The organism is Deinococcus planocerae (assembly GCF_002869765.1).
Lineage (GTDB): Bacteria > Deinococcota > Deinococci > Deinococcales > Deinococcaceae > Deinococcus > Deinococcus planocerae.
The window spans coordinates 73,230-88,172 of record NZ_PNOR01000020.1; the positions used below are offsets into that span (position 1 = coordinate 73,230).

The following is a 14,943-nucleotide window of genomic DNA, read 5'->3' on the forward strand; positions in this document are numbered from 1 at the left end:
GTTGGCGCCTGCGTCGTCGCCCCCTCATCCCGGCCCTCTCCCGCAGGGGGAGAGGGAGAAGTCACTCCCGCCCCACCAGCAGGTGATACAGCACGCTCATCCGTACGGCCTGCCCGTTCTCCACCTGGCGTACGATGCGGCTGCGTGGGCCGTCGGCCACGTCCGAGCTGATCTCCAGGTCGCGGTTCATGGGGCCGGGGTGCAGGGCGATGGCGCCGCTCTCGGCCTCCCGCATCAGAGACTCGTTCACCTGATAGGTGTCGGCGTACTCCTGAAGGCTGGCGAGGTATCCGGCGTCCATACGCTCCTGCTGAAGGCGCAGGGCCATGACCGCATGCGCGCCCCGCACGGCCTCGCGGGGGTCGGTCGTCAGCGTCACGCCGGGCAGCGCGGCGAGCCCCTCGGGGAGAAGGGTCGCCGGGCCGCACAGCACGACCTTCGCGCCCAGCTTCGGCAGCAGTTCCGCGTTGCTGCGCGCCACCCGCGAGTGCCGCACGTCGCCGACGATGGCGACCGTCAGGCCTTCCAGGGTGCCGAACTCCTGCCGCACCGTGTAGGCGTCGAGGAGGGCCTGGGTGGGGTGCGAGCGACGCCCGTCCCCCGCGTTGATGACGGGTTTGCCGGAGTAGCGTGCCACCAGATGCGCCGCCCCCGCCGCGTGGTGCCGCACGACGTAGGCGTCCACCTTGTAGGCGGTCAGCACCTCCACCGTGTCGCGCAGGGATTCGCCCTTACTCAGGCTGCTCGCGCCCGCCGCAAAAGAAACCACATCCGCGCTCATGCGCCGGGCGGCCAGCTCGAAACTCACGCGCGTGCGGGTGGAGTTCTCGAAAAAGGCCGTGCAGACCGTCAGCCCTTGCAGCGCCGGGACTTTCCTCACCGGGCGGTCGAGCACCTGACTCATCGTGTCCGCGTTGTCGAGAAGGGCCGTCAGCCGCTCGCGCGACCAGCCCTGAAAGTCGAGCAGGTGCCGGGGGCGGGCGGACGTGGAGAGGGTGAAGGCCGTCATCGCAGCGTCTCCACGTCGTGCAACTCCACGAGGTCCACCCCGTCCGTCTCGGTGAGCCGCACCTTGACGACCTCCGTGCGGGCGGTCGGGAGATTCTTGCCCACATAGTCGGCGCGGATGGGCAGCTCGCGGTGCCCCCGGTCCACGAGGACGGCGAGTTGGATGCCCTCGGGCCTGCCCAGGTCGATCAGGGCGTCGAGCGCGGCGCGCACGGTGCGGCCCGTGTACAGCACGTCGTCCACGAGGACCACGCGGCGCCGGGCGAGGTCGAAGGGCACCTGCGTCTCCCGGATGATGGGCTGGCGGGCGATCTCCGTCAGGTCGTCGCGGTAGAGGGTGATGTCGAGCCGTCCGGTGGGCACGTCCACCCCCTCCAGCTCGCTCAGTTTCGCCGCCAGCCGCCCAGCGAGCGGGATGCCGCGCGTGTGAATGCCGATCAGGGCCAGGTTCTCCGCCCCCCGGTTGCGCTCCACGATCTCGTGCGCGATGCGGGTCAGCGCCCGGCGCACCTCGTCGGCGGTGAGGATGGTGGCTTTCGGCGTCACGGGCGCTCCGCCTTGGGGAGAGCGGAAGGCCGAAGGCAGAAGGCAAAGGCGTTCCCGGCCTTCTGCCTTCCGCCTTTCGCCATCTGCCCAAAAAAAACGCCGCCCAGCGCAGGCTGTCGGCCCGTCAAATCATGGTGCATCTTCGCTCCTTCTCCTGCCTCACGGGGCGGGTGCGGTCTCACGGGGCCGCTGAGAAAGGCCGGGGGGCGTGTCTGCCCGCTGCCCCGGGGAGTGTACACCGGGGCGAGGCAGGTGGGGAGGGGATGACCAAAGCTCAGCCTGACCGCCCCCTTAAAGACGCACTAAACTTGACACGTCGGCACTCAGGTTTTAAGCTATAGGCAGTTGAGCGGAGGGCGATGCAGGAGCTGCCGAGCCGCTTCCAGTCACAGGAGGTAACGACCTTGATGCGTTTTGACCCTTTTCGTGAGATCGAGGAACTGACCCAGCGGATGGACCGTGCCTTCGGCGGCGGCGTGAGCGGCCAGGTGGCCCGTCTGGCCCCGCCCGTGGACGTGCACGAGGACGAGGGGGGCTTGGAGCTGACCCTCGACCTGCCGGGCGTGCAGCCTGACGACATCCAGATCGAGGCCGAGAACCAGACGCTGACCGTGCAGGCCAAGCGGAGCTACAGCCGGGGCGAGGGCCGCACCGCCCACCGGGTCGAGCGCGCCTACGGCACCTTCTCGCGCACCTTCAGCGTGCCCGCGAAGTACGACCTCACCAAGGTGGAGGCGAATTTCGACCACGGCACCCTGACCCTGCGCGTGCCCCGCAGTGAAGCCGCCCAGAAGCGCACCGTCCAGGTCCGCACGGGCGGGCAACTGAATGCCCCGAGGACCGTCGAGGCCGGGCAGGACACGCCCGCCACCGAGACGCAGAACGCCGAGAGCACCCAGGGCGCATAAGCCTCTCCCAGACGAAACTCCCGCCGGGCATCACCTCGGCGGGAGCTTTGCTGTCTGGAACAGGGGAGGCGGCTCAGGCCAGCACATCCGGCGAGAGCTTGGACGGTTCCAGCGCGCCCGTCATCACCGACACGGTGTCCGCCATGCTGAGCTTGCGCGGGTTGACGACGGCGGCGCGGCGCCCCAGACGCTGGATGTGGATGCGGTCGGCGATCTCGAAGACGTGGGGCATGTTGTGGCTGATGATGATGACGGGCAGGCCCTTGTCGCGCACCCGGCGGATCAGGTCGAGCACCATATTGCCCTCCTTGACCCCGAGCGCGGCGGTCGGCTCGTCCATGATCACCACGTGCCGGGCGAAGGCCGCGCTGCGCGCCACCGCTACCCCCTGCCGCTGACCGCCGGAGAGGGTCTCGACGGGCTGGGTCATCGAGCGGATCGAGAACTGGAGGGTCTTCATGTGCTCGGTCGCCTCGGTCAGCATCCGCTTCTTGTCGATCAACCGCAGCATCCGCCCAATCGCCCCGCCCCGGTACAGCTCGCGGCCCAGGAAGAGGTTCTCGGCGATGGTCATGGCGGGCGCCACGGCGAGGTCCTGGTACACCGTCTCGATGCCCTGCCGCCGCGCGTCGATGGGGCTGCGGAAGTGCACCGGCTGGCCGTCGAGGAGAATCTGCCCGCTGTCGGGGACGATGGCGCCCGAGAGCGCCTTGATCAGGCTCGACTTGCCCGCCCCGTTGTCACCGATCACCGCCAGGATTTCCCCGGCGCGCAACTCGAAGTCCACGCCGTCGAGCGCCGTGACGTGGCCGTAGCGTTTGACGAGTTGCCGCGCCTCGAAGACGGTGGAGACGGGGGGGCTGACCGGCACGGCGCCCGCCTGTGAGGGGGAGGTCTGCATGGTCACGCCTTCCTCCGCGAAATCTGGTCCACGGCGACCGCCAGGATGGTGAGCAGGCCGGTGATGATGTACTGGTACACCGAGGGCACGCCCATCAGGGTCAGGCCGTTGGTGAACACGCCGACGATCAAGGCCCCCAGCAGCGTGCCGATGATCGCGCCCCGCCCCCCGAAGAGCGAGGTGCCGCCCAGCACCACGGCGGTGATCGACGCCAGCGCCTCGGTCTGCCCGGCGTTGGGGTCGCCCACGCCCGTGCGCGCGGTCAGCAGCAGCGCGGCGATCCCGTAGGTCAGCCCCGCCAGCGTGTAGACCATCAGCAGCACCCGGTTCGTGGGAATGCCCGTCAGGCGCGCAGCCTCCGGGTTGTTGCCGACCGCGTAGAGGTGACGGCCCGGCGAGGTCTGCGTCAGGATGAGGTGGGTGAGAAGGTAGAGCGCCAGCATCAGCAGGGTGCCGTAGGTCCAGGTCGTCGTTCCGATCTGGAAGGTGGAGCCGAAGAAGGTCAGCGGCGCGGGCAGGTTCGAGACCGTCTCCGAGCGCGAGTAGACCTGCGTCACCCCGAAGACGATGCCGAACATGCCCAGCGTGACGATGAAGGGTGGCAGCCGCAGCCGCGTGATCAGCAGGCCGTTGATCCACCCGATGAAGGTGGTGGCGAGCAGCCCCAGCCCGATGGCGAGGAAGGGGTTCAGGCCCGAGTTCACCGCCAGCCGGGTCATCACCACGCCGCCGAGCGCCATCATCACGCCCGCCGCGAGGTCGATGCCCGAGGTCAGGATGATCAGGGTCTGCCCGATGGCGAGCACCGCGACGTAGGAGACCTGTTGGAAGATCAGGGAGAAGTTCTGCGGGCTCAGGAAGCGGTCGGACTGGGTGGAGAAGAAGATGACGGCGAGCAGCAGCGCGAGCAGCGGCCCCAGGATGGCGATGTTGGGCAGCCGCTCGCGCAGGGTGAGGCGGTCGGGGGCCTTGGCGAGGGGGGCAGGAGGGGTGGTCATGCGCCGAAGTCTTCCTTTGCGGGTGAAGGCGGGGGAAGGCCAGCCTGAAGCGGACCTTCCCCCTGGGTCTGGGGCGCGTCAGGCGCCGGGGCTTACTGGCCCCAGCAGTTGGCGAGGCCGTACTGCACGCTCTGGCTGGGCACGCCGGACACCGCCCTCGCGGCGATCAGGTTCACGCCCGTGTCGGTGTAGCCGCTCCTCACCTTCTTGCCGGTCTTGGCGAACTCCACGCCCGCCGCCACGCCGAGGGCCGCCATCTTCAGCGGGTACTGCTGCGAGGTCGCCGCGAAGACGCCGCTTTGCACCCCGCGCACGCCGTTGCAGCCGCCGTCCACCGAGACGATCATCACGGCCTTGTCCTTGCCCGCGTTCTTCAGCGCCTGGTGCGCGCCGTACCCGGCGGGCTCGTTGATCGTGTACACGAGGTTGATGTCGGGGTTTTTCTGGAGGCAGTTTTCCATCGCGGTCTGCCCCTTGGCCTGGTCGCCGAAGGAGTCCTGCGCGCACACCACCACGCCGCCGATCACATTGGTGGGGGTCTGGGCCGTGATCGCCTTGCCGGAGCTGTCCTTCACGCCCAGCCCGGCCAGGAAGCCGTTGTGCCGGGCGATGCCCACCGGATGCCCCGGGAAGAGGTCGAGGGTGGCGACCTTGAGGGGCTTATTGCCCATCGCGGCCTTCGCGTAGCGCCCGATCAGGACCCCCGCCTGGAAGTTGTTCGTGGCGAACAGGGCGTCGGACGCACTCGCCGGGTCGGTGGGCGAGTCGAGCGCGATGACCTGCACGCCCTGGGCCTGCGCCTTTTTGATCGCGGGGATGATCGCCTTGGAGTCCGCCGGGGTGATCAGGATGGTCTTCGCGCCCGCCGCGACCATGTTCTCGATGGCGGTGACCTGCGAGGCGTTGTCGTTGTCCGCCTTGCCCGCCGCCGTCATCAGCCGCGCCCCGAGGCGGGTGGCCTCCTTCTGGGCGCCCTCTTTCATCTTCACGAAAAAGGGGTTGGTGTCCGTCTTCGTGATCAGCCCGATCACAGGCTGGTTCCCCTGCGCGAACGCGAGGCCAAGGACGGTGGCGGCGGCGAGGGCGGCGGTCACGAGCTTGGTGGGGGTACGCATGGTCTTCTCCTGGGCTTGAAGGGGGGCGGGGGGCCGGGGGCGGACAGGAAGGGGAAGGGCGAGGCGGGGAGGAATCAGGGGCCTGGAACGGTGCCGAGGGCGGCGCCGGGCGGGTTGGCGAGGTGCGGCGGGGCGGTCACGGCGAACCCGCCGGGTGGGGCTGCGGGCGGGGCTGCCCCGCGGGGGGAGCCACCGAGTCCCGCTCGATGAAGGTGGTCTTCAGCCGCACGGCGGTGGGGACCTCCTCGCCCGCGAGCCGGGCGAGCAGCGTGCGGCAGGCGAGCGCCCCGAGCTCGTATTCGGGCTGCGCGACCACCGTGAGGGCCGGGAGGATGGTCTGGGCCCAGCGCGAGTCGTCGAAGGCCACGACGGAAAGGTCGCCCGGCAGGCGCAGCCCCAGCTCGCGGGTGGCGAGCACGGCGCCTACGGTCATCTCGTTGTTGCCCACAAACAAGGCGGTGGGGCGCTCCCCGGCGGGCAGGGCGAGCAGGGCGTGGGCGGCGGCGCGGCCCCCCGCCTCGCGGTGGTCGCCCGGCAGCACGAGTTCGGGGCGGTAGGGGATGCCCGCGTCCGCCAGCGCCCGGCGGTAGCCCTCGTGCCGCTCGATGGCGGTGCTGATGTCGCGCCGTCCCACGATCATGCCGATGCGGCGGTGCCCGTGCGCGGCGAGGTGCGACACCGCCCGCTCTGCCCCCGCCTCGTTGTCCACCAGAACCGTGTGCGCGTTCGCGCGACCGCTCGCCCGGTCGAGTTCGATCACCGGGAGGCCCGGCAGCAGGTCGAGGTTGGTGTGGGTGGCGGGCGTGGGCACCACGATGAGTCCGCGCGGCAGGTGCCCGCGCAGCGTCTCGAAGGCCCGGCGCTCCCGGGCGGACTCCTCGTCCGAGTTGAACATCAAGACCGTGTAGCCCTGCGCCTCGGCCACGTCCTGCACGCCCTTGGCAAGCGTCGCGTGAAAGGGGTTGAGGATGTCGGTGACCACCAGCCCCAGCGTGCGGCTCCCGCGCTGGCGCAGGCTGCGCGCGAGCACGTTGGGCTGGTACCCCAGCGTCCGCGCCGCGTGCTGCACCCGCTCCCGCGTCGCCTCGGCCACCAGCTCCGGCTTCGTGAGCGCCCGCGACGCCGTGGCCGCCGACACCTGCGCGAGTTTGGCGACGTCTTCCAGACCGATCATGCAAACGGTTTCACTTTCACGAAGGGGCTGCGAGGCTCCCGGCAGGAGGCCCCGAAGGACGGCTCAGCCGTTGAGAAGGGGCCATCCTCTGGAGAGCGCCCCAGCTCGGAAATGCAAACGATTTCAACTTGCGTGAGGCGAGTCTGCTCGACCGCGGGCGAAATGTCAAGCTCTCCTCAAAGAGGCGGGGAAGGCGTCCTGCGGGGGTGTGTTCCAGGCCACGCTCCCGTGCGTGCGGGCGGTGAGGCTTTCGTTTTCGTGTAGGGGCGGGTGGGGGCCCTGCGCTAGCCTGCGGGCCAGGTGCCGATCCTGCTCACCGCCGCCGACCTCAGCCTGTCCTTCGGGGAGCGGGCGGTGCTGTCGGGCGTGGCTGTGGGGGTGGCGAGCGGGGAGCGGGTGGCCCTGCTGGGGCGCAACGGGGCGGGCAAGACCACCCTGCTGCGCGTGCTGCTGGGCGAGCTGACTCCCGAGGAGGGCACGGTGTGGCGTTCTCCGGGCCTGCGGGTGGGGGTGCTGGGGCAGCACCACGCCCACCCGCCCGGCCTGACGGTGCGCGCCCTGCTGGACGCCGCGCACCCCTACCGGGAACTGGAGGCCGAGCTGCTGGCGTTGGAGGCGAACCTGGGCGACCCGGGGACGCTCGCGGCCTGGACGGCCCTGCACGCCCGGCTGGAGGACGCCGGGGCCTACACCTGGCCCGCCCGCGCCGCGCGGACGCTGGGGGTGCTCGACCTCACCCGCTTTCTGGGCCGGGAGGCGGCCACCCTCTCGGGCGGGGAGCGCACCCGCCTCGCCCTGGCGCTGGCGCTGGCCCGCGAGCCTGACCTCCTGATCCTCGACGAGCCGACGAACCACCTCGACGTGCGGATGCGCGAGTGGCTCGAAGACCACCTGCGGGCCTTCGGGGGCGGCGTGCTGCTGACCAGCCACGACCGCGATTTCCTCGACGCGGTGGCGACCCGCAGCCTGTGGCTGGAGGGCGGCGAGGGGATCGAGTACCCGGGAGGCTACTCCCGCGCCCGTGCCCAGCGCGACCTGGAACGCCGCACCCAGGCGCGGGCCGCCCACCTGAGTGGACGCGAGGCCGCCCGCCTGTCGGGCAGCGCCGAGCGTGAGGGCGAGTGGGGAAGACGGTCGCGGGCCCTCAAGTCCCGGGTGGACCGCCTCCCCGTGACGGAGGCGCCCCTGCCCGAGCGGCAGATCCGGATGCGGCTCCTCGCGGGGACGGCGCGGGCGCGGCTCGTGGCCTGGGGCGAGCACCTCTCCAAGAGCTACGGGGGCCGGGCGGTGCTGCAAGGCGTGGCCTTCAAGCTGAGGCAGGGCGACCGGGTGGCCCTGATGGGCGCGAACGGCACGGGCAAGACGACCCTGATGCGGCTGCTCGCGGGCGAGACCCACCCCGACCCGCCTGCGCCCGGCGGGCCCGAACCCGTGCTCCGGGTGGCGAATGGGGTCGGTGTCGCCAGCCTCGACCAGACGTGGCACGGCCTGACACCGGGGGAGGGGCTGCGGGCGCAGTTCGAGCGGAGGTTCGGCGAGCGGGCGAAGGCGCTGCTGGGCCGGGCGGGCTTCGTCGCCGCCGACTGGCCCAAGACCCCCGAAACGCTCAGCGGCGGCGAGCGGGCGCGGGCGGGGCTGGCCCTCGTGAGCGCCCTGCGCGCCGACCTGCTGCTGCTCGACGAGCCCACCAACCACCTCGACGTGGAGGCCTTGCAGGCGCTGGAGGAGGCCGTCCACGCCTACGGGGGCGCCGTCGTGATCGTCACCCACGACCGCCGCTTCGCCCGCGAGGTGGCGACCCGGCTGTGGGTGATCGAGGACGCGGGGCTGAGGGAAGTCACCGGGTGGGGCAGCCGCGAGTACACCGACCCCGCGCGCACGCTGACGGGCGATCCTCCGCCGCCCCCGCCTCCGCCGACCCCCCGCGAGCGTCTGGCGGTCACCGAGGCCCAGCTCGCGGACGTGCGCCGGGGGCTCGACGCGCCCCCCGGCACCCTGACCGGGCGGGAGGAGGCGCGGCTGCGCGCCCGTGCCCACCAGCTCCAGACCCACCTCTACGACCTCTACGGTCAGGCCTTCGCCGCCCCGCAGTTCGACGCCGAGGTGCGCGAGCCGCCGCTGACCGTCCGCGCCCAGCGCCTCGGGGAGGTCGGGGGCATGTTCTGGGCCGCCCGCGACGAGGCTTGCCCGCACCTCGCCTGGGACGGCCACACCCTGCGCTTCAGCGAGCCGCCCCCCGCGTGGTACGGCGCGGCCCTCCTCGGCGGGGCGCTGCGCATCCTCTTCGAGCGCTGGAACGTGGGCCGGGCGCGGCTGGGGGAGGGAGGGCCGGTGCTGACGCGGCGGGAGTACTTCGAGCGGACCGGGGTGGCGCCGGGGGGCGGTCGGGAGGAGCAACCCCTCGGTCAGCCCCGCTGACAGCGCTCCTCAAGGGGAGCCAGGGACGACCTTTGCGCTAGAATACCAGTTCTGTTGCCTCCCTTGAAGAGGACTCGCAAAGCTGCGCAGCAGAGGGGTTAAGCGGGCCGCCGCAGTCTTCTCCCACTTCCCCCTAACCTCTTCCCGCGCCCCGCTATACTCCCCGGCATGGAAGACCTCATCAAGGGCCGTCTGGGCGGCGAGGCGGACGGGTACTCGGTCCGCTGCGCCATCGACGGGGACCGCATCACGGGCCGGGCGGGCGGCAAGCTCCACGGCAAGGACATCGAGCTGGAGATCACCGAGCGCGGCGTGCAGGGCACCGTGGGCGAGGAAAGCGTCCGCATCGAGCTGGAAGAAGGCGAGCTGCGCGGCAACGTCGGCGGCCAGCGCCTCGTGCTGCGCGGGGTGGACCGGGTGACGGGCTTTCTGGGCGAGCCCATCGTGGGCTGGAACGTCGTCGCCCAGCAGCAGGGGGACAGGCTCCAGGGCCAGCTCGGGAGCACGGTGCTGGGCCGCCCCTTCGAACTCTCCCTGGGCACCGCCCCCGGCTGGGTGGGGACCCTCGTCGCCGTGGTCGCCTTCTACGCGCTCGAACCCCGCGCGGGCGTGAGCGTCAGCCGCTAGGCGGGAGCAGGGACAGGGCCGCCCCGCGTACCTGGGCGGCCCTGTCCCTTTGGTCCCGGGACGCTCAGCCGTGCCGGGCCAGGAAGGCCTCCCGCTCCATCCAGGCCAGCCGGGGCTCGGTCTCCGAGGGCGCGACCCGCGTGCCGTACACGAGGCGCATCACCCGGAAGCCCAGCCCGTACACCCGGGCCTGGGCGGGCGGCAGGCTCATCACCGTGAAGCCGTTTTTCTCCAGCGGCCCGTGGAAGAGGGTGACGGCGAAGACGGCGCGGGCCTCACGGAACTCGGGCCGTTCGCGCAGCGCCCGGGCCACGTCCCGCAGCGAACGCTGGTAGGCGCGGTAGGCCGCCAGCGAACTCCGCGCGTTGAGGCCGACCAGGCGCGGGCTGTGCAGGTGCAGCTCGGCGGCGAGGCTGCCCGGCGGGAAGGGCAGCGGGCCCGGCCTGGGCCGCAGGGCCACCCGCATCACCGCGTCGGCCCGCTCGGTGAGGGGCCGCACCCCGTGCGCGCGGGCGAAGCGGTCGTCCACGAGGCGGCGGTACACGTGGATGAGCAGGTCGCGCGGCGTGGCGGGCCGCACCTCCGGCAGCTCCCGCACGGGGACGGGCCGGTAGCCCAGCGCCCCCAGCCGGGCGAGCGCGGCGGGCAGGTCGTTGGGAGACACCCGCAGGGTCAGGCCCGGTTCCGGCGCCGGGGAGGGCAGGGGGAGCGGGCGAACCCCCCGGGCGGCCAGGGCGCGGAGCTGACCCAGGCCCAGGGCGTCGGGGGCCCAGGCGGTCACGGCACCCCCCGCCGCCACGTCGAGGCCGGGGAGCCCGGCGGGGTCCCCCTGCCCGGCGACCTCGTGCCCGGCGCCCGCGGCGAGCCGCACCCCTTCCGGGTCGAGGGCCGCCAGCCGGGCCGGGACGAGCAGGGTCGCCCGCACCCCGGCGTTGTCCAGAACCGCGAGCCCCCCCCGCAGCTCGGCGGGCGTGGCGACGGGGACGGTCAGGCCCAGGCGGGGGTCGCCGGGGTGACCGCCGTGCCAGGCCCCGTGGGCTCCCGCCCGCACGAGGGCGCGCACGAGCGGCGCGCGCAGGGGGAGACGGGGGCGACGGTCGCGGCGCGCAGCGGTCATGCGCCACTGTAGCGGCGGCGGGCGCGTGAGGATTTCTGAAGGCCGATGAAGGCCAGAATCAGCCGCGGCATCGTATGCTCTCGGGCAGTGATGCTTCAGCTTTCCTTTAACAACCGGACGGATGCGGGGGGCCTGTGAGACCTCTGCGTATCGGTCTGTTCACCGACACCTTCTTGCCCGACCAGAACGGCATCGTCACCAGCGTCGGGCTCCTGAGTGACGAACTGCGGGCGCGGGGGCACCACGTCGAGGTGGTCGCCCCCTTCTTTCCGGAGCAGCGGGGCGACCGGCCCGACGTGCGCCGCGTCTCCAGCGTCCGGTACGTCTTCTTGCCGACCTACCGCCTGGCCTGGCCCACCCGCAAGGACTTCGAGCGGCAGTACGATCTCGTCCACACGCACACGCCGCTCACCCTGGGGCTGGCGGGCGCGCGGCTGGCGCGCAAGTGGCGGGTGCCCCACGTCGCCACGTACCACACCCACATCGAGGCGTACACCCACTACCTCCCCGGCCTGACGCCCATCCAGAGGCACACCGGGGTCGTCACCCGGATCATGGGGTTGTACTACCGCCGCGCCCAGGCCGTGATCACCCCCACCGCCGCCATGCTCGACGTGACCCAGGCGATGGGCGTGAGAAACCCGGTCGTCATCCCCACCGCCGCCCGGCCCGAGGTGCTGCGGTCGGCGCCTCCCATCGAAAGTCCCTGGCCCGCAGGCACGCGGCGGCTGCTCAGCGTGGGCCGCCTCGCCCGCGAGAAGCGCTTCGACCTCGTGCTCGACGCGCTCGCCGGGCTGCCGGGCGCGCACCTCGTCGTGCTGGGGGAGGGGCCGGAGCGTGGGCACCTCGTGGCCCACGCCGAGCGGCTGGGGGTGGCGGACCGGGTGAGCTTTCTGGGCGTGCGGCCCTGGACCGAGATCGGGGCGTACTACCGCCTCGCCGAACTCTTCCTCTTCGCCAGCGACACCGAGACGCAGGGCCTCGTTCTCCAGGAGGCGCAACTGATGGGCGTGCCCGTCGTGGCGGTCGGGGCGCGCGGCACGCTGAGCGGGGCGGCGCACGGGGAGAGCGGCTTCCTGGCCCTGCCCGGGGACGTGCCCGCCCTCACCCGCCACGCCGCCGAGGTGCTGGGCGACCCGGCGCTGTGGGCGCGGCTCTCGCGGGGGGCGCGGGCCTTCGGCGCGGCCTGGACGCCGGGCGGGGTGGCCGAGCGGGTGCTCGACGTGTACGCGGACGTGCTGGGCACGCCGCGCGAGGTCGCGTTTCCGGCGGAGGCCGCCTCCCTCACTCCCCGAAATACCCCCTGGTATGACCGCTGAGGTTTTGCGCGTGGCGCCACAGGAAGGGCAGCCAGCCCCCCTCCAGCCGCCGCGCGCTCGTCTCCACCAGGGCGCCGGGGACGTAGGCGACCTCGCCGAGCCGCCCGAGCGACCGCCCCAGCAGCACGTCCTCGTAAGCCTCCACGTCGGGGTAGCCGCCCGCAAGGTGAGCCGCCCCGCGCGAAAAGGCCATGTTCGCCCCCGCGAGGTTGGGGCGTCCGGCCACCGCGCAGGCGTGCAGGAAGGTGCCGTAGGCGAGTCCCGAGAGCGCCGCCACGGGCCGCGACACGCCGCAAAAGCGCATCGGCCCGTAGAGGGCGACCCGGCCACAGCCCCCCGGCCCGGCGTCCCCCTTTCCGGCGGCCCCACTTCCGACAGCCTCGGCGAAGCGCGCGAGCCACTCGGGGCAGGGCAACGAGTCGGCGTCGGTGGAGGCGACCCAGGGCGTGCGCGCGGCGTCCAGGCCCGCCTGGCGGGTGGGGGCGATGCCGCGCACGTGGCAGGAGACGACCGTGGCGCCCCAGGCCCGCGCGACCGCCGCCGTGTCGTCCTGGCTGGCGTTGTCCACGACGATCACTGCCGCGGGGGGATGAAGCTGGCGTTCCAGGGCGCGCAGGGTGAGGGGCAGGTACTTCGCCTCGTTGCGCGCGGGAATCACGACCGTGAAGTCCGGCACGGGCACAGGCTAGCAGGTGATCGCGAAATCCCCGCCACCCCAGCAGTGGGGGGACGGGCGTGACCCGCCGCTCGCCGCTGCGCCCGGGGACGCTCGGGCCCGTCGCCGCCGCCGCCGTGGCGCTCGCCTGCGCGGAGTTCGTGCGCAGCGGGGTGTACGCGGCCTACCTCCCGCAGGCGGGGCCGCGGGAACTGGGCCTGCCCCAGGCCGCCGTGGGGTTGGCGTGGACCGCCCATTTCGCCGCCGACACCCTGATGCGCGGCCCGGCGGGGGCATTGATCGCCCGGCGCGGGCTGCGGGTGGTGATGCTGCTGGGGTCGCTCCTGAGCCTGCTCGCGCTCGCGCTGCTGCCGCTGGCGCACTGGCCGTGGCTGATCGTCCTCATCGCCGCCCTGCACGGGGTGGGCTTCGCGGCGATGTGGCCGGGGGCGATGAATCTCACTGCCGACGCCGCGCGGGAGGGCTACCAGGGCCGGGCGATCACGGGGGTCGCGCTGGGGGTGATGCCGCTCGTCGGCGGGGGGGTCTTGCTCCTGGGGGGGCTGGCCCAGGGGAACGCGGGGCTCGCCCTGCTCGTCGCGCTGGGGATGCAGTCGCTGGGGGTGCTCGCCACCCTCGCCCTCCCCGCCCGCCGGGTGCGCCCCCGGGAGGAGGGCCAGGCCCCGGCGCCCGAGCGGGTGCGCCGCGCGGCCCGGGCGCTCGCGCCGCTGCTGCCCGCCGCCTTCATGCAAAACGTCACCATGTCCATGCTCGGGCTGCTGCTCTTTACCCTCGCGCCGGGGCTGGGACTGAACTACTGGGGCATGGTCGCCCTGCTCGCGGTGGGCGGGGTGGTCGCCTACGGCTCGCTGCCCTTCACCGGGCGGGTGGCGGACCGGGGCCGGGCCCGCCTCGCCCTGACGGCGGGCTTCGCCCTGGTCGGCCTCGCCCTGAGCGCCATCGCGGCCACCCCGCCCGTGTGGGCGCTCTACCCCCTCGCGGCGGTGGCGGGGCTCGGGTACGCCTGCATCTCGCCCGGCTGGGCCGCCCTCGTCACGGGCACCCTGCCGGAAGGCGAGCGCCCCGCCGCCTGGGGCGCCCTGATGACCTTCGAGAACGCGGGCACGGCCCTCGGGCCCCTGCTGGGCAGCCTGGCCTTCGCGCAGCTCGGCGTGCCCGGCCCCTTCCTGGTGGGGGGCGTGCTCGCGCTGACGACCGCCCTCGCCTACATCGTCTTCCGCCGCGCCTTCCCCGAGGGCCGGACGGCGCAGCCCGCGTGAGGCGGGGCCTTTCCCGACCCGCCCGCGCCCTCCTCGGCCTCGCCGCGCTCGCCGTCCTCCTCGCCGACGGGCTGGGCCGCGCCGCCGGGTGGGGGGCGCTGGGTCCCGGCGATCGGTCCTCCCCCCGGGTGGCCCTCACCTTCGACGACGGGCCGGGGGAGCGGACGGCGGAGCTGCTCGCGGTGCTCGCGCGGCACGGGGCCCCCGCGACCTTCTTCGTGACGGCCCCGGCCTGCGAGCGGCACCCGGACCTCCTGCGGGCCCTGACGGAGGCGGGCCACGGGGTCGAGTCGCACGGGCGCTGGCACACCCACGCCCTGGGGCTGCCCCCCTGGCGCGAGTGGGCCCAGGTGCGCTGGCACCCCCGCGCGGGGGAGGGCGGCCCCCACCTCTACCGCCCCCCCTACGGCGGTCACCGCCCCCCGCCCCCCCCCCTCGCCCCCCCCCCCCGCCCCCCCCTCCCCCCCCGGGACGTGGAGGGGCGGGACTGGACGGACGCCCCTGCCGCGGCACTCGCCGCGCGGGCCCTCGAGCAGGTTCGGCCCGGCAGCGTGGTCTTGCTGCACGACGGTCCCGCCGTCACGCCCGAACTGCTCGGTCTGCTGCTGGCCGGACTGGAGGCGCGGGGCCTCACGCCCGCCCGGCTGCGTGACCTGCCCATGCGGCGCATCGGCTTGCGCGCCGGCATGAGGCGACTGAGGGCGAGTTACGGCCTCTAGCCTCCTGGACACGAGCACACGGTCATGTTGCGCGGGGCCCACCGTTCGGTCTGCGTCGGGGAAAGCCTCCGTGCTTCGCTCAGGGCGACGACTTCACGGTCAACCGCTCGGGGAGGCGTCCCGGAGCAGGCTCCCCACCTCGGCGGCGATGACGGGCA

Annotated in this window: 14 protein-coding genes; 6 read left to right on the plus strand and 8 right to left on the minus strand. The window is 73.1% G+C overall.

The window, feature by feature from the left end:
- Positions 1 to 61: 61 nt before the first annotated feature.
- Positions 62 to 1,009, minus strand: coding sequence for an aspartate carbamoyltransferase catalytic subunit (locus A7B18_RS12820; protein ID WP_102127085.1), 948 nt, complete (start codon positions 1,007 to 1,009; stop codon positions 62 to 64).
- A complete protein-coding gene (gene pyrR / locus A7B18_RS12825; protein ID WP_102127086.1) occupies positions 1,006 to 1,554 on the minus strand; it encodes a bifunctional pyr operon transcriptional regulator/uracil phosphoribosyltransferase PyrR in 549 nt (182 codons plus the stop codon). Before pyrR ends, A7B18_RS12820 begins: the two co-directional genes overlap by 4 nt.
- Before the next feature lie 404 nt (positions 1,555 to 1,958).
- On the opposite strand from pyrR, the gene A7B18_RS12830 reads away from it, so the two are divergent.
- Positions 1,959 to 2,462 (plus strand): Hsp20/alpha crystallin family protein, encoded by a 504-nt coding sequence (locus A7B18_RS12830; RefSeq protein WP_180970147.1) that lies wholly within the window; start codon positions 1,959 to 1,961, stop codon positions 2,460 to 2,462.
- Between the two features lie 73 nt (positions 2,463 to 2,535).
- Here the strand turns inward: A7B18_RS12830 and A7B18_RS12835 are convergent, their stop codons facing one another.
- The 4 genes from A7B18_RS12835 to A7B18_RS12850 all read right to left on the minus strand — a co-directional run bounded on the left by A7B18_RS12835 (position 2,536) and on the right by A7B18_RS12850 (position 6,650).
- Positions 2,536 to 3,363 carry an ATP-binding cassette domain-containing protein gene (locus A7B18_RS12835; RefSeq protein ID WP_102127088.1) on the minus strand — a complete coding sequence of 276 codons (828 nt, stop codon included), beginning with the start codon at positions 3,361 to 3,363 and terminating at the stop codon, positions 2,536 to 2,538.
- Positions 3,364 to 3,365: 2 nt separating this feature from the next.
- On the minus strand, positions 3,366 to 4,361 hold the full coding sequence (locus A7B18_RS12840; protein WP_102127089.1) for an ABC transporter permease: 996 nt from the start codon (positions 4,359 to 4,361) through the stop codon (positions 3,366 to 3,368).
- 92 nt (positions 4,362 to 4,453) lie between these two features.
- A complete protein-coding gene (locus A7B18_RS12845) occupies positions 4,454 to 5,476 on the minus strand; it encodes a sugar ABC transporter substrate-binding protein (protein ID WP_102127090.1) in 1,023 nt (340 codons plus the stop codon).
- A gap of 136 nt (positions 5,477 to 5,612) precedes the next feature.
- Positions 5,613 to 6,650, minus strand: a complete 1,038-nt coding sequence (locus A7B18_RS12850) for a LacI family DNA-binding transcriptional regulator (RefSeq protein WP_102127091.1) — start codon at positions 6,648 to 6,650, stop codon at positions 5,613 to 5,615.
- A gap of 300 nt (positions 6,651 to 6,950) precedes the next feature.
- On the opposite strand from A7B18_RS12850, the gene A7B18_RS12855 reads away from it, so the two are divergent.
- Both A7B18_RS12855 and A7B18_RS12860 read left to right on the plus strand, forming a co-directional pair.
- Positions 6,951 to 9,068, plus strand: coding sequence for an ABC-F family ATP-binding cassette domain-containing protein (locus tag A7B18_RS12855; RefSeq protein WP_102127092.1), 2,118 nt, complete (start codon positions 6,951 to 6,953; stop codon positions 9,066 to 9,068).
- A gap of 168 nt (positions 9,069 to 9,236) precedes the next feature.
- Positions 9,237 to 9,695, plus strand: coding sequence for a hypothetical protein (locus A7B18_RS12860; RefSeq protein ID WP_102127093.1), 459 nt, complete (start codon positions 9,237 to 9,239; stop codon positions 9,693 to 9,695).
- A 64-nt stretch (positions 9,696 to 9,759) separates the two neighbouring features.
- Here the strand turns inward: A7B18_RS12860 and A7B18_RS12865 are convergent, their stop codons facing one another.
- On the minus strand, positions 9,760 to 10,812 hold the full coding sequence (locus A7B18_RS12865) for a YkoP family protein (protein ID WP_245872863.1): 1,053 nt from the start codon (positions 10,810 to 10,812) through the stop codon (positions 9,760 to 9,762).
- A gap of 134 nt (positions 10,813 to 10,946) precedes the next feature.
- Between A7B18_RS12865 and A7B18_RS12870 the strand changes: the two genes are divergently transcribed.
- Positions 10,947 to 12,131, plus strand: coding sequence for a glycosyltransferase (locus A7B18_RS12870; protein ID WP_102127094.1), 1,185 nt, complete (start codon positions 10,947 to 10,949; stop codon positions 12,129 to 12,131).
- Here A7B18_RS12870 and A7B18_RS12875 read toward each other — a convergent pair.
- Entirely contained in the window at positions 12,097 to 12,807 is a 711-nt protein-coding gene (locus A7B18_RS12875; protein ID WP_102127106.1) for a glycosyltransferase, read from the minus strand. The genes A7B18_RS12870 and A7B18_RS12875 overlap by 35 nt on opposite strands.
- A 59-nt stretch (positions 12,808 to 12,866) precedes the next feature.
- Between A7B18_RS12875 and A7B18_RS12880 the strand changes: the two genes are divergently transcribed.
- Together A7B18_RS12880 and A7B18_RS12885 are read left to right on the plus strand one after the other, a co-directional pair.
- A complete protein-coding gene (locus A7B18_RS12880) occupies positions 12,867 to 14,066 on the plus strand; it encodes an MFS transporter (protein ID WP_102127095.1) in 1,200 nt (399 codons plus the stop codon).
- Positions 14,063 to 14,785, plus strand: a complete 723-nt coding sequence (locus A7B18_RS12885) for a polysaccharide deacetylase family protein (RefSeq protein WP_102127096.1) — start codon at positions 14,063 to 14,065, stop codon at positions 14,783 to 14,785. The genes A7B18_RS12880 and A7B18_RS12885 overlap by 4 nt, the downstream gene beginning before the upstream one ends.
- Positions 14,786 to 14,943 lie beyond the last annotated feature (158 nt).

What these genes read in the sequence shown, in the direction of transcription:
- A7B18_RS12835 (WP_102127088.1), bottom strand. Translation starts at nt 3,363, where the DNA reads ATGCAGACCTCCCCCTCACAGGCGGGCGCCGTGCCGGTCAGCCCCCCC.
- A7B18_RS12850 (WP_102127091.1), bottom strand. Translation starts at nt 6,650, where the DNA reads ATGATCGGTCTGGAAGACGTCGCCAAACTCGCGCAGGTGTCGGCGGCC.
- A7B18_RS12860 (WP_102127093.1), top strand. Translation starts at nt 9,237, where the DNA reads ATGGAAGACCTCATCAAGGGCCGTCTGGGCGGCGAGGCGGACGGGTAC.
- A7B18_RS12845 (WP_102127090.1), bottom strand. Translation starts at nt 5,476, where the DNA reads ATGCGTACCCCCACCAAGCTCGTGACCGCCGCCCTCGCCGCCGCCACC.
- A7B18_RS12840 (WP_102127089.1), bottom strand. Translation starts at nt 4,361, where the DNA reads ATGACCACCCCTCCTGCCCCCCTCGCCAAGGCCCCCGACCGCCTCACC.
- A7B18_RS12865 (WP_245872863.1), bottom strand. Translation starts at nt 10,812, where the DNA reads ATGACCGCTGCGCGCCGCGACCGTCGCCCCCGTCTCCCCCTGCGCGCG.
- A7B18_RS12820 (WP_102127085.1), bottom strand. Translation starts at nt 1,009, where the DNA reads ATGACGGCCTTCACCCTCTCCACGTCCGCCCGCCCCCGGCACCTGCTC.